This is a genomic window from Tamlana sp. s12 (assembly GCF_016767215.1).
GTDB lineage: Bacteria > Bacteroidota > Bacteroidia > Flavobacteriales > Flavobacteriaceae > Pseudotamlana > Pseudotamlana agarivorans.
This window is the reverse complement of the sequence record NZ_CP068547.1, coordinates 1,644,564-1,659,348: the sequence shown is the minus strand read 5'-3', so window position 1 is coordinate 1,659,348 and position 14,785 is coordinate 1,644,564. Positions and strand designations below refer to the sequence as shown.

9 protein-coding genes are annotated in these 14,785 nt (G+C 32.4%); all 9 read right to left on the bottom strand.

The genetic code is table 11. The annotated features are described in order from the left end of the window. Positions 1 to 10: 10 nt before the first annotated feature. The 9 genes from JJL45_RS07165 to JJL45_RS07130 all read right to left on the bottom strand — a co-directional run bounded on the left by JJL45_RS07165 (position 11) and on the right by JJL45_RS07130 (position 14,754). Entirely contained in the window at positions 11 to 2,815 is a 2,805-nt protein-coding gene (locus JJL45_RS07165; protein ID WP_068603092.1) for a M16 family metallopeptidase, read from the bottom strand. 217 nt (positions 2,816 to 3,032) lie between these two features. After that, positions 3,033 to 3,230 (bottom strand): hypothetical protein, encoded by a 198-nt coding sequence (locus tag JJL45_RS07160; protein WP_068603093.1) that lies wholly within the window; start codon positions 3,228 to 3,230, stop codon positions 3,033 to 3,035. Continuing rightward, positions 3,224 to 3,355, bottom strand: coding sequence for a hypothetical protein (locus JJL45_RS16240; RefSeq protein WP_262895031.1), 132 nt, complete (start codon positions 3,353 to 3,355; stop codon positions 3,224 to 3,226). The genes JJL45_RS07160 and JJL45_RS16240 overlap by 7 nt, the downstream gene beginning before the upstream one ends. 63 nt (positions 3,356 to 3,418) lie before the next feature. Continuing rightward, the gene (locus JJL45_RS07155) at positions 3,419 to 5,890 is read right to left on the bottom strand and encodes a T9SS type A sorting domain-containing protein (RefSeq protein ID WP_082935915.1); all 2,472 of its coding nucleotides are present in this window, start codon (positions 5,888 to 5,890) and stop codon (positions 3,419 to 3,421) included. A 191-nt stretch (positions 5,891 to 6,081) separates the two neighbouring features. After that, positions 6,082 to 6,861, bottom strand: a complete 780-nt coding sequence (locus JJL45_RS07150; RefSeq protein WP_068603096.1) for a T9SS type A sorting domain-containing protein — start codon at positions 6,859 to 6,861, stop codon at positions 6,082 to 6,084. Positions 6,862 to 7,258: 397 nt separating this feature from the next. Further along, positions 7,259 to 8,653: a TlpA family protein disulfide reductase gene (locus JJL45_RS07145; protein WP_068603097.1), complete on the bottom strand. Its 1,395-nt coding sequence runs from the start codon at positions 8,651 to 8,653 to the stop codon at positions 7,259 to 7,261. Between the two features lie 49 nt (positions 8,654 to 8,702). Then, the gene (locus JJL45_RS07140; protein WP_068603098.1) at positions 8,703 to 9,740 is read right to left on the bottom strand and encodes a DUF4465 domain-containing protein; all 1,038 of its coding nucleotides are present in this window, start codon (positions 9,738 to 9,740) and stop codon (positions 8,703 to 8,705) included. Positions 9,741 to 9,757: 17 nt separating this feature from the next. Beyond that, entirely contained in the window at positions 9,758 to 11,260 is a 1,503-nt protein-coding gene (locus JJL45_RS07135) for a RagB/SusD family nutrient uptake outer membrane protein (RefSeq protein ID WP_068603099.1), read from the bottom strand. Positions 11,261 to 11,271: 11 nt separating this feature from the next. Continuing rightward, entirely contained in the window at positions 11,272 to 14,754 is a 3,483-nt protein-coding gene (locus JJL45_RS07130; protein ID WP_082935916.1) for a SusC/RagA family TonB-linked outer membrane protein, read from the bottom strand. Positions 14,755 to 14,785 lie beyond the last annotated feature (31 nt).

Genomic DNA, 14,785 nt, shown 5'->3' with positions numbered 1-14,785 from the left:
AGGTGTTTTATTATTGCTTTGGTTTAAACACAACTTGATACGATTTTCCTTCATTTAAAACTTCACGCGCCATATCTTGAATGTTTTTAATAGACATCTTGTTTACGATATCTTCAAAATTCTTAGGGGCATTTAGATTTAAATCATAGCGATAGAAACTAGTTAGCAATCGCATATCGTAACTATTTTTATCCTTAGACTGTAAACGTTCCTTTAAGAAATTGGTTCGTGTTTTATTTAAATCGTCTTCTCTTACGTTTCCATCTGCTATATTCTGTAGTTCTGCAGTCACGATATCGACTAATTTATCGGCCAAATCAGGGTTACAATCAAATCTAAATGACACGTTTAATTGCGATTTTGGCTCTCTAGACAAACTTGCATTTGCTCTTGGGCTGTATGCGCCTCCTTCAGATTCTCTTATACTTTCTGTAACACGTAACTGAAGAATATCGCCAAGCGCATTGGTATAAATTGCATGCGCTGTTGAATACGACATTTCTTTTTTATAAGCGATATTTACGGTCGCTTTTGGGTCTTCCATAACCAAATAAATGTCTTCTTTAATATGGTCTGATTTCCATTCAGGGCCGTTATCTTTATAGGCTTCTGTGGTATTGTATGTTGGAATACTCGCAATATATTTTTCTAACAGCGGTAGTAATTGTTCTGCTTTTAAATCGCCCACAATAAAAAACTCAAAGTCTGAAGCGTCATGAAAACGTGCGTCGTAAATCGATTTTATCTTTTCGAATTTAATGTCGGAAACATAGTCTTCTGTAAAAAGACGCGCTTTAGGATTGTTTTCACCATAAACCGTTACAGTTAAACTGTCTTTCATTTTATCTGCTACACTATTCGATTTTCTAATAATATAATTATCTAAACCACTTTTTAGAACGGTAAAAGCAGACGCTTCAAAACGTGGATTCACAAAATTCAAGTACACCATTTGCAACATGGTTTCTACGTCTTTGGTATTAGATCCACCAGAAATACTTTCATTAATAGCTCCTAAACCAATAGATACATTTGCTGTTTTTCCTGCTAATACTTTTCTTAAGTCTGTAGCATTAAAATCGCCTAAACCTGATTTCTGAGCTAAACTCGATACAAAATTTGCAGAAGGTAAATCTTCTGTATTCAATAATGACGTTCCACCGTAGCTAAAGGCGTTTAAAGCGACTTTATCTTTCTCTTTATCAACAAATTTATAATGTACTTTAATACCATTACTTAAATCATACGTTGTAGCATTCAGCTCGTTATTAACGGTCGTTTCTACAATTTCACCAGGCACAAAATTAATCCCCGAAACTAAGGTTTTTCCTGCTATAGCTTCCTGATACGGTTGAAGTGTTTTATCATTTTCAACAGTACTCATAATATCTAAGGCTTCTGCTTTCGTTAAGTTTGCTTGTCCTTCTACACCTGTAACATTTAAATATCTATTGTCTTTAGCATACATTGCTTTAAGGGTGGTATGCAGCTCTTCTGTTGTTATGGTCTTAAATATTTGTTGCACCACTTCGTATTCTTTCTCTAAATCTGAAATGGTTTCATTTTCAAGATAATTTTTCTTTATTCCACCTATAATACTTTTATGACTAATACTCGCTTGCTTGGCTATTCTATTTTCGTAGGAAGTGCTGTACTTTACTATACTTCTATCCAATTCTGATTGCGTAAACCCGAACTTTACACCTTGCTCGACTGCTGTTAACACCTCTTGAAAAGCTTCTTTTTGCATGTTGGGTTTTGGTGAAATTCCGATACTAAAAGCATTAGTTGTTCTAGACATACTCCTATAACTCATTCCTGCGCCTAAAAATGAAGCCTCTGGTTTTTGAGCCAATTCAGAAATTCTAGCATTTAACATTCCTACCGCCATAGATTGAAGCGTTGAACGTTTTAAATCGGCCACAGTTTCTGTTTCTAATGATTTTTTATGACGTATCCCAAATGCAATATTTGCTGTTGATATCTCTGGGTCCATCCCTAAGCTATACATCATCTCTTTGTTATCTGGAATATCGATTATAAAGCGCGCTCTAGGATTGTCGACAGCTGGAATTGTAGAAAATTTTTCAATGATTTTTTGCTCTATAACCTTCGCATCGAAATCACCAATTACGGCAATAGCCTGAAGGTCTGTTCTATACCAATCGTGGTAAAAATCCCGAAGGGCCTTATAATCGAAACTCTCCACCACAGACATTTGTCCAATAGGTAATCTATCTGCATATTTAGAATGATTGTAAGTGATAGGCAGAGATTTAGCAAACAAACGCATGCGTCCGTTTTGTCTGGTTCGCCATTCTTCTTTAATCACGCCACGTTCAGCATCTATTTCTTCATCGGTTAACAATAAATAATTAGACCAATCGCTTAATACCGTTAAACAGGTATCTATCAAACCATCTTTGGTTGGAATGTTATTCATATTATAAACTGTTTCGTCGAAAGATGTATATGCGTTAATGTCTTTTCCGAAAACGGCACCATGGGCTTGCAATGTATTTAGCATACTTTTTCCCGGAAAATTTTGCGTCCCATTAAAAGCCATGTGTTCTAAAAAGTGAGCCAAACCCTGTTGGTCGTCGTTTTCTAAAACAGACCCTACATTTTGAATGATGTAATAACTCGCCGCATCTTTTACAACCTCTGTACTTTTTATATAATAGGTTAATCCGTTAGGCAACACGCCTTTTATTACGCTTTGGTCTGCAGCTATAGGTTGTTTTAAATCTATATTCTGACCCATCGCGAATAAGCTCAGAGATAGCAGCGTTAAAAATGAAAAAAAATGTTTCATGAATTGTATTTTTTAAAAATTAAGGAGATAATTCTTTTTGAAAAAAAAGTAATGACTTTAAACTAATTTAAAAGGGTTACTTTTTCAAATAACCCTTTAAACCTTTCCCAGACATTGACTATGACTAATTCAAAGCGAGACATTCTTAAAAAATCTAAGAGAGATTGTTATTAGTTTGTATTATTTTAAAATAGAAAGCCTGGTTTACATACAAATGTTATATATCTAGATTATTGAATAATGACATTAAAACTAGGCTTGATGATCTTGGAGCATTTTCAGAAACAATATTTTCTGAAAGATCTAACAAAATAAATTTAGAAATATCACTGATTGCGTAATCCTTAATAAACTTAGATTTAAAAACGTTATCGGCAAAATGTTGTATGCCTCCTAATTCATATTCTTTTACCATTGTTTTCCTTTTTCAACTTCTTTTAAACTTTCATACAATTCTGTGATATTCTTTTTCTGTTTTTCTTCGGTAGAAGCAACCATAAAAAGAGTGTAATATTCTTCAATATTTTTTATTCTTGTCATGCGTACAGCAGTAGATTTGGATACAGTTATTAGCCCACTGCCTAGTACCTGATTCTTCAATTCTTAATTGATTATAAGTTTTAAAGTTCCTTGTCCTGAATTATTCTCAATAGTTACAAAATAAAGCCCGGTTGCAAGAGAAGTCAAGTTGAACGTAGTATGGTTTAATTCTTCACTAGAATTAATAGAATACGATTTAATAATTTCACCAGAAATAGATACAATATTCACTACAGATTTACCAAAAGTACTTGCTGTAGTGATGTTAAAAACCCCATTTGATGGATTTGGGTAGGCATATAACTTGTAATTCGATGTATTATTAACATCCTCAACACCTAAAGTTTCTTCTACTAATGGATTATTGCTAAAATTAATAAGCTGTCCATCAACGACATATTGTGCTATAAATGTATCATTACAATCTTCACAAGTAACACCACTAATACAATCAGGATTATCAGGGTGACAATAATCCACATATCTAGGGTCAAATCTATATCCAAAATCAACAGTACCTTTTGCTATCTGAGCAGTCATATCTGTAATGTTTGGTGGTGAAATGGCACCTGGACACCAACCCGATCTGTTATAAGCCCAAGAACCTCTTTGCCCTGTACAACTATCTGGATTTGGATTACATTCATTCCAATTATAGTGAAGGGAATTTGTAGCCCCATCAATATCAATATAATGATAGGCTTCATAGAATTCAGCAGCATTTTGAGAATTGTTTTCTCCCCAACCGTGACCCGTAGTAGATAATCGCAAATGAGATTTTAAGACATTAGAATTATAAGTGTAAGTTTTAGTTGGTACAGGTTGTAAGTTTGTTGGATTACCAAATTCCCATGACCCATCCCATAATTCATCAACTTTTGAGTACAAATATTCAGGAGTCCCTTTTTCAAAATCGAAATCTAATGATATTTGCCAACCTCCAGACCCGAAAGTAGCAATATACATTCTAAACTGTACCTCTCCCTGAAGAAGACTTTCATAATCAGTTAAGTCGATAGCATGGCTACATCCAACACCAAATGGAGTGGCATAACGAATGATCTGAATCCAATTACCATCAGGTCCCATAACATCTATATAGGCTAAACGATCCCAATCATCACAATCCCCTGTGGTTGATGGACATTCTACAGACATGTTTGCTATTATTTTATTATAACTGCCAACATGTTGTGGTAAAGTATAAGTACCGTAGTGCCATTGACCAGTTACACCATACTCTATCACAACATCATCCAGAGTTTGTACATTTTGAGAAGCTATACTATTAGTAACCTCAATGTTCTTTGTAATTGTTGTACTAGTTCCATTAGTAGCATATGAAATGATTTTTACAGTGTGAAGCCCATATGAAGTTGGTGTCCAGAGTCCAACAAACTCTCCATTTTCACCACTTGAAGAAACCGTTTTATCGTTAACACTAATCTCTACCCTATCTATACTTAATAGGTTAGGTTCTTCGATACTCGAAGTTACATAAATAGGATAAGCATATAATGACGGCATTTCTATTGAATAATCTTCGGTAAGTCTCGTAGTAATAGTAGGATTATAAAGACCTAAATCTACAACATCAAATTGTAGATAGTTTTCTGATGCATTATAATTTGAATTACCTGCCTGTGTTGCTTTTATGGTTACAATACCACCACTATTACCGTCTAATGTTACTGTATTGCCACTTATACTTGCCGGTCCAGATACCACGCTATAAGTTATATCAGTTAAGCCAGAACTAGATGTTGCTGAAATATTAAAAGGAGCATCGTTAGAGTATTTTTTAAATACTTGATTAGAAAATGATATGATTTGATTTAGTTTATCAGATCCATTACCATCTGTGTATAAATCAATTGCAGAGGTCGCTGTAATGTGAGGGTGTTCACCTGCTCCTGTTGTTGCATTTTCTTCTGGAGGATAATAACTAAAAGCAAAACTGGTTGTAATGTAATCAGGACTTCTGTCTAAACTTGCTTGATCTACTTCAAAAGGATTGTCTCCTGTAGCCATTTGTCCTGTAGAATCAAGGATCTGTGCATTAGCCTGTATTATTCTTACGATTGGCGCGTAACTTACACCATCTGTCATACCTCCATTTTTAGCTGTACTAGCAAGTGTAACATCTCTACTAACATTAGAGACAGTATACGTTTTTGTAAATGTCCCATCACCATTGTCTACAGTTTCCGTTTTAAAAAAACCATTATTTACATCAATATCATTTAAATTACCTAAAGGCATCTCAATTTTATTATTTCCATTTTGCCAGCCATTACTATATGCATTCATATTAACGCCATCAGGGTACGGGTAAAGACGAAATAAAACTGCATTACTTTGCCCCTTTGGAACATCTCTAACCACAAAAACAAAAGGGTCGTTTGGTGCTAAAGTTCCATCTGGGTGAATTTGTGCTGGTTCACCAATGAAATCAAAACTAGCTTGACCAAAAGTCAGTGCCGTCTGAGCCAAAAGAATAGTAAAAATTATATTTTTAAGTAATTTATTCATCATTAAAGAGATTTATTTACTAATAATATTATGTAAACTTAGATTAAGTATTTTATAGAACTTGTTGCTATGTTTGAACTTTCGGGATATTTAAAACCATCTTTATCTTCTTCTTGCTATTAAAATAGCAGTTAAAAACTAAAATTTGTTCTTAACTGCTATTATGTATTATGGTTAGCAAATAGTAATGATGTTTATTTCTTTACAAACTTAATTGTGTGTCCACTTTCAAGTTTCAAAAAGTAAATTCCATTTATTAAATTAGCTATACCTATTTTTTTGTTTTCAAATACTGTTCCCGAACCAACTTCTGAACCTAAAACGCTATAGATTCTGTAGTCTACTGTTTTATTTAATCCTGAAACTTGGATGAAATCTGAAGAAGGATTTGGGTATAAGCTAAGGTTATTTACATTAGGAAGTATATCATCTATTCCTAATAATGAATCGCCGTCTGTAAATGTAAGTGACTGATAACCTGATCCTGGCACAGAAAGTGGCGTAAAGGTTAATGTTGTAACTGGTTCTGTAAACTCTATAATAGCATAACCAGGGTATTTAACTTGTATTTGAGTTTCACTTGTAGCTGTTACATTATAAGCACCTTCTGCAAACCCAAATGGATGATTGAACTTAATATCTACAGGTCTTGTCCCCACTAAGTATAATTTTAAATTTTCAATAGGTTTTTCAAAAGTTACAGAAAAATTACTATAAACTTCGTAAGGGTAATTAAAAACAGGTTGTATAGAACTCAAACGTGCCGCTCTAAAATAATATATGTCAAGATTTTCAGTTATTATTTGGCTTTCATAAGTAGAATTCTGCTTTTCAGTAAAATCAATTTTGAACGGCACTTCTCCAAGTGATCCCGTACGATTATCGGTAAAAACTGCTGAATTTTGCGCATAAGTTAAACCCGTAATTGTTAATGTAATAGCTAGTAATAAATAGTTTTTGTAAAAATGCTTCATATATTAAATAATTAAATGGTTAAAAGGTTTATTTATAGTTCTATAATGTAATCTGGTTAAGTATATATTAACTAAGTGTCAATATTGATTAATACCCCCCAAAATAAAATCATTTTTTTTCCTTTTATAGTAATAATTATAATGTTATAACAAAAAAGACACTCGCTTATAGTCTAATAATCACTATAAAACCTGAAAAAACTATAATCTTATCAACGATTATTTTTGTGTAGCTTATTAATATTTTAGTAAGTTAAAACATCGTTTTAAATAGATAGAGCGAATTAGATCAGCCCCACCTTACCCTCTCTAATTTCATATATGTTTTTAAAAATAATTTAATAACAATACAATTACTTATGAACATATTACTTTAAATCTATCTATTTCAATTCAATTAAACTTTAAGTTCGGTAAATAAGTTAATTAATTTAGGGTCTGATGGTCTTGGCGCATTGCGATCTACAATAGTACCGTCTGGTCCTATTAAAATAAAACGAGGTATGGCATTAATCTTATAATCATCTATAAATTCACTTCTAAAACCATCGTCTGCAAGCAACTGAACCCCAGACAATTCTTCAGATAACACCATTTCTCTCCAAGCATCGTATTTCTTTTCTACATCGACAGATATACTAATAAATACAATGTTTTTATCATGATATTGTTGTTCTACTTTTTTAAGCGAAGGTATTTCTTTAATACAAGGAGCACACCAAGTTGCCCAAACATCAATATATACGAATTTACCTTTGAAATCACTTAAAGATGTTGTTCCTCCGGCATGATTAGTATAATTTGTAAAAACGGGTGAAGGCTGCCCTTTTTCTTGAAGTTTTAAAACTTCATGTTTTTCTTTAACCTTTTCATTATTTTTAGTTGAAGTAGAGACTGAAGTAAAGGCATTATAATACTCTTGTTTATTGTCTACTTTAGCAATATCACGTGAACCTACAGATGCCAATAATTTATTTTTAATAAACTCATTTGAAATTGCTCCAAACACTTTTAATCTAGCAAAATATATAGTTACTTCTGTATTTTCTGCTAATTCCTGAGCTTTAAGATTAAAATGTTCCGACACTAAATCATCATAATAGCCTTTAGCTCTAAACGCCTTTTCATCTAAATAGTTAACTTTATCAAACTGTTTAGTAAAACTTTCAGAAACCTTAAAATCAGGTCGTTCTGTGTAATATCGATTTAAATTTTGATATTTAATTAAGGTTAAAAGCCGAAGATATTCTATTTCTTGACGTTCATTTAAAGCTAATTCAGTGGGGATACCTTGAAAACTTTCTAAATAAGCAATATAACTTTTATTAAGTTCCATTACTTCTGCTATAAAATCTTTTTCATTTAAATAGTATAATTCTTCATCGTCACCTCTAATTTGTTGAAATCTGGCTGTTCTTGTCATTATGTAATTAGAGGCATCAAGATCTGTTCCCGTTAAATTTGTTGTACTTTTAAATTTATATAAATCAGCTTTCAAATTGTATTCTTCTCCATTAATAAAATAAAAATCTAATCTATGACTTGGGTCATACAAAATATAATGACTAGAACCTGAAGTTAACGTATCTGCAAATGACCCATTTTTATCTAATTGAATAGTAATTGACTCCCCAAAACCATCACGAAGTTTAAATGTTTTGGAAGGGGCATTCAAAATCGTTCCAGAAAATAATATGTAATCTTTGTTTTGTTTTTTTACTGCTGTTTGTTTTTGAGCTATACTAGATGTTAAGAATAATATAAAAAATAATAGAGAGATACCTTTTTTCATTTTAGGAGTTTAAAAGTTTAGAAGTTTAAATTGAGATAATTAATTTTTATTATTTTGAAAGTCGAATTCCATCTAAACAAAATAAAGTTGGGTAAATCATTTTTCCTTGAGCATCCACATAGGAAGATGACATTTTAAATAGTACCTTGTCTACTTGTCCCAAAGACGTTAAATCTACTTTTCTCCAGTCATTTAATGTAAAATTATATTCTGGATTTACAGGATCTACACCTGGTTTTAATGCTAAATATTCATCTACCTCACCTGTTTTATTTCCATTTAAATAACCTTCCATCGTTAATTTAAGGTAGCCTGTACTATAATCTTTATATGCCGCTTTATAAGCTGTTTCTCCTTCTGCCTCTGTACCACCGGAGTCTAAAACCGCTGCTCTAACAATCTCTCCAACTTTACGTTTCTCTAAAATTACATGTCCCGAAAGTCTTACAGCTTCAACATCGGCTGTAGAAGGGAGTCTAAAAGTTGCATAATAATCAGTGCTTGTGTTAGGTATATTAGGATTTTTAACAGGATTACCATTAATCAACCAAGTTTGCGTTTGTGAATCTATTGTACCAGAATAGACAGATCCGTATTGCATTAAAAGATAGTTATAGCTGGTATTAGCGACTAGTACATGCTCTACAACACCTGGTTTTTCTAAGGTAAAATAAGCATTATCTCCAGTAGTATTTCCCACAAGATAATTTTCTGTTCTATTTACTCCATATGTATAAACACTATAAGCTGACGAATCAATAGACTGTTGCTTTTCTGTTTCTGAAAGACTGGTTGGTGCAAATTTCGGACTTGAATACCAAGGATAAGAACGTAAATTTTGATTAGATAATGCGAAACCAGAATGTGTTCCATTACCTGTATTAACAGCATTAGCGGTAATTATACCTGATTCATTATCTCCAGCAACAAATGGCTCGTTGTAAGTTTTAAAAGTAAACCTACCCAACGTTAGTTCATTAAAAGTTATATCATTAGGATAAGGTACTAAAAGTTCTAATTCCTCTTCACAACTAAATAATAATCCTAAACTAATTATAGCAACTATATATTTGGGTTTAAATTTCATATTATTTTTTAATTAAATTACTTTAAGTCAGTGTTTTGTTCTATTTCCTTATTAAGTTCAATCTCAATACTTGGAATAGGATAACACAGACGATTAATATTTAACACTTCACCATCTCTTAAAGCTTCAATCCAAAGAATGCCTGCATTATTTTTAAATCTTAAAGAAGCAAAATATTCACTACCATTTTCTAAGAAAGTTTCAAAGAAATATTCTTTAAAAATCGTATCCATTAAGTCTTGTTCGTTTTGAGGATTTAAACTTGGCAAAACAGGATTTGTTCTTTTAGAACGCATCTCGTTAATTGGTGCAATCGCTTCAGCAACAGAAGCACCTGTTCTTGCTAATAATTCTGCTTTTAAAATATACAGCTCAGGATATCTAAAAAAATAGGTGTTATATTTTAAATCTTCGGGATTTGCATTTTGCCCATCAAGTCGGCCAAGTCTTGCTAATTTAGTAAAAGTAAATCGCTTAGTAGGATCCCATATAATGGGCGAACTAACTTCGCCTGTTACAATATTCCATCTTGGATCTGCAGAAAACCAATCGAAACCATGAATTAGTTTAGCATCAAGTTCTTGACCACTAGCTAAAGGCAAACGAGTTGCATAACTAAAAATCAAACTATATGAGTAAAAAGAACTTACGTTATTCACTCTATCTGCATTATCTGATATATAACTAGAAAATAGATTTTCATTAGAATCCCATGAATCGGTATAAACCTTAGCTAAATCTCCTTGCATAGAAAATCCAGAAACATGATTTTCTAAAACATCGTTTACCAAGGCTAGAGCTTCACTAAGATTGGCTGTTCCGCCATTAAATCCATTTCTATAAAGCAGTATTTTAGCCTTTAAAACTTTAGCAAATTGTTTTGAAACATATCTATTACTAGTAAATGAAGGTAAATTAATAATAGCAAAATCAAGATCATCAAATATCTTCTGATAACTTTCTCCTACATTTAATCTTGCTGCCTGCACTGTACCAAAAGTAACTGGTTTATCTCGATACAATATGCCATTAGTGTTTGCATTATCAGTAGACCACCAATGCCCATAATTCCAAAAAAGATTTATATTAGCAAATGCTCTTAAACATTTAGCTTCAGCAAGCAATGTGATTTTATCATTGGGTTCTATTTGTGAATCCGTAAGTTTTTCTATATTGAAAATTGCAAAATTTGCCGTATTTAGGGTTGTATAATAATCTAACCATCTATATGTTATATTAGTAGTTGTTTCGTTTGATTCCGAGTACTCCATATTATAATCGCCATCTGAGCAATTAATAAAGCCCGATTTAGAAGCTAAAGAAGCATATAGTTGACCTGAAAAATGATCTGAATCTACTATAGTTTGATAAATTCCATTAACAACGGCTCTTGCTTGAATAGCATTAGTTATTGCGTTTTTTTCACTTAAAATATACGTAGGTGACAAGTCTAAATTATCTTCACATGATATGAATCCAAAACATAGACTAATTAATAAAATACAAAATATTTTTTTCATCTGTAATAATTTTATTGAAATTGAAAAATAAGTCCAAGACTATATATTTGTGCAGCCGGGTATCTACTAGAATCTACTGACATACCTGAGCCCACTGCTGAGGAAGAAAAATTACCCTGAGGATCAAACCCTGGGTACTTGGTTATAGTAAATAAATTAGTAGCTTGAAAAGTAAGTTCAACACCCTTTATAGACGTATTGGCGAATGTTATGCTAGGAATCTTATAACTTGCATTTAAAGCCGTTAAACGCACATAAGAAGCATCGTACAAAAAGAAATCAGAAAATCTAGCATTTTGTGCCATGCCTGGTCCAAGTCTTGGAAAAAGAGCGTCATACGGATTATTTAAAATTGTACTTTCTCCTGCAATTACATTACTTTGATTATAATGACGCGTGTTAGCTATATCTGTATATGTTAAATTCCAAAATCTCTTATGCCCATATGCATAAGTAAAATTTGCATTAACATTAAAGCCTTTGTATTGATAAGCAAAAGCAAAACCACCATATCCTAAAGGTGTTGAACTTCCTAAATTTACACGGTCATCATTAGTTATTACGCCATCACCATCTTGATCCATAAACATAAGATCTCCTACTGTTTCTGGTGCCGTACTCAAATAAGTGGTCTGCCCTGTCTCGGTTGAGTTACCTCTCATGGCATACATATCTTCTGCATTAACATAAAATCTCCCAGAGGTTTGTAATCCATACCATTGACCTGTTTCCCCGCCTTCTGTAAGCCTTACGTATGGCGCCCAACTTCCTGGAAAAAATAATTCATCTATAGTTCCATTAATTTTTAAAACTTTGGTGACATTCTTTGAAAAATTGAAATTGAACGTTAATCGACTATCTTTTGTATTTATGATATTATAATTAATATCAAATTCAAAACCTTTATTACTGATTGATGCTACATTAGCTTTAATAGTTTCAAATGAAGAACTCAATGGAATAGGCTGATCATAAAATAAATTATCACTTATCTTTTCATAAACACCAAGCGATCCTGATAAGCGGTGATCAAACAAACCAAAATCTAAGCCTAAATCTAACATTTGTGTTTGCTCCCACTGTAAAGTTGGGTTTCCTATTGTAGATGGATTAATAGTAGAACTATCGTCGTATGTGGAAGTACTCGTTAAAGTCACCCAATCAAAATTTCCGAGATTTTGAGATCCCGTTACACCTATGGATGATCTTAACTTTAAGAAAGAAACATATTTTTTAATATTAGAAGATTTCATAAAATTTTCTTCAGAAATAATCCATGCTGCTGCTCCAGAAGGAAACACCCCCCAACGTTTGTCTGGCCCGAAACGTGAAGATCCATCTCTACGCACTGTTCCTGAAATAATATAGCGATCATCAAATTTATAATGTAACCGAGCAAATTGCGAAATCAAAGCATTTTCTGTGAATTCCTCAGTTAATCTAACTATTTCTGCCGCTGAAGTGAAATTATTAAGAACTTCATCATCAGGAAAGTCTTCTGCATAAATATATAATGTTCCATTATTTCTATTCTCAGATGAATACCCTGCTAAAGCACTAATATCATGTTTATTCTTAACTAATTTATATGACAACGTACCTTCTAAAATATTAAATGATGAATTAAGACGATACAAACTTCTAGTATTATTAGGATTATTGTTGCTAGTCCCTATTCGCTGGTATGTTAAAGACTCGGTATCAAAGTAATTATGTGTGAAAGCCCCTCTTAAGGTTAAACCTTCCAGTATATCATAATCTAATGAAGTTGTCCCGTTAAATAAAATTCCTTTTCCTGCATTTGTGTTTTTCAAGGAAGTAAGTGGGTTCTCTGTATATATATCTGCTGTAAATATAGATCCATCTGGATTATACTCAGGAAGATCAGGACGTACATATTTCAATGTAGTTAATAAGCCATCCTTATTATTAGTAGTACGTTTACTAGCATTTACATTTAAACCAAATTTAAACCTTTCACTAATTTTTGTATTAAAATTAAAACGTCCACCAAATAACTCACTATCTCCACCTTTTATTACACCTTCTGCGTCGTTATAGTTAAATGATGCTGAATAAGTGCTTCCACTTGAACCACCTCTTATCGCAAAATTATGTTGCATTACAAAAGGGTTTTGCGTCATTTCGTCTTGCCAATTAATATCATTATCATAAAAGGCACCTGGTGACACTTGCAAATCTGAAGCATCATATTGTGTGGTATTTAAATTTAAAAAAGCATTTTCATCTATAAACGCTGAATTATAATCGTTAAAGCCTGAAGTAAGAACAGATTCCTTACTCGCTGCTATCATAAACCTTTTATAATCGTCTACTCCAAAATATTGAGATTCATTAAAATCCATAACTGTAAGTCCTACCCGCGTAGATAATTCAATGATAGGCTTTTGATTGTATTTACCCTTTTTAGTTGTAACCATTACTACACCATTAGCAGCCCTTGAGCCATAGACAGCAGTGGCAGAAGCATCTTTTAAAATATCAATGCTTTGAACATCGTCAAGGTTTAAATTACTTAACGGATTGTTTACACCTCCAGAACTAGTTTCTGAATATTGTGGCACACCATCAATAACCCATAAAGGTTGATTATCACCAGAAAGGGATGACTGCCCACGAATAATAATACTTATATCCGAAGTTGGCGATGCCGATGCTATTTGAACATTAACACCTGCCGCTCTACCTTGCAGCAAACTTTGAACAGTGGCCAACATAGGTGCTTCTTCAACTTGTTTAGCGGATATACTAGAAATTGACCCCGTAACATCTTTTATAGAACTAGTACCATATCCAATTACCACAACTTCGTCTAAATTATCTAGACTAGTGGTCATTTTTATATTAATAACTTTTTTACTATCAACCGTTATCTCTTCTTTTTTATATCCCATTGAAACAAAAACCAAGACAGTAGGCTCACTATTTTCGTCAAAATCAATGGAATATTTACCATCAAAATCTGTATAAGTTCCAAAATTAGTACCTTTTACTAACACAGACACACCTGCTAATGGTTCTTCCAATTCATCTATAACGGTCCCAGTTATGGTTACCCTATTTTGAAAAAAATTAAATTTGTTAGGAATTTCCTCAATCTTTGGTTCTTTTTTTTTAATTAGAATCGTTTTTTCTTTTGAAAACTCGTATTCAAATTTGCCCTTTGACAAAGCCATATCTAAAAGCTTATCTGCCTGGAAAACACCTTGTTTTAAAGAGATGTTTGGATAATTTTCAAACAAACATACTCTATACATAAAAGAGTAATCTGTTTGATCTTTTATTAATTTAAATACTTGATCAACTGAAACAACCTGATCGTTTTTTATCTTAATTTTAGAATTTTGTGAGAATCCGGATTTAGGTGATAGACTAAAGACAGATATCGAAAAAAGAAAAATAAATAGTTTCATGATGAACGATAAAAACCTTTTCTTGGGGAAGAGAAGTATATTAGTAATATTTTTTTTCATAAATTTACATGTTGGTTTTTTTAATTAATCA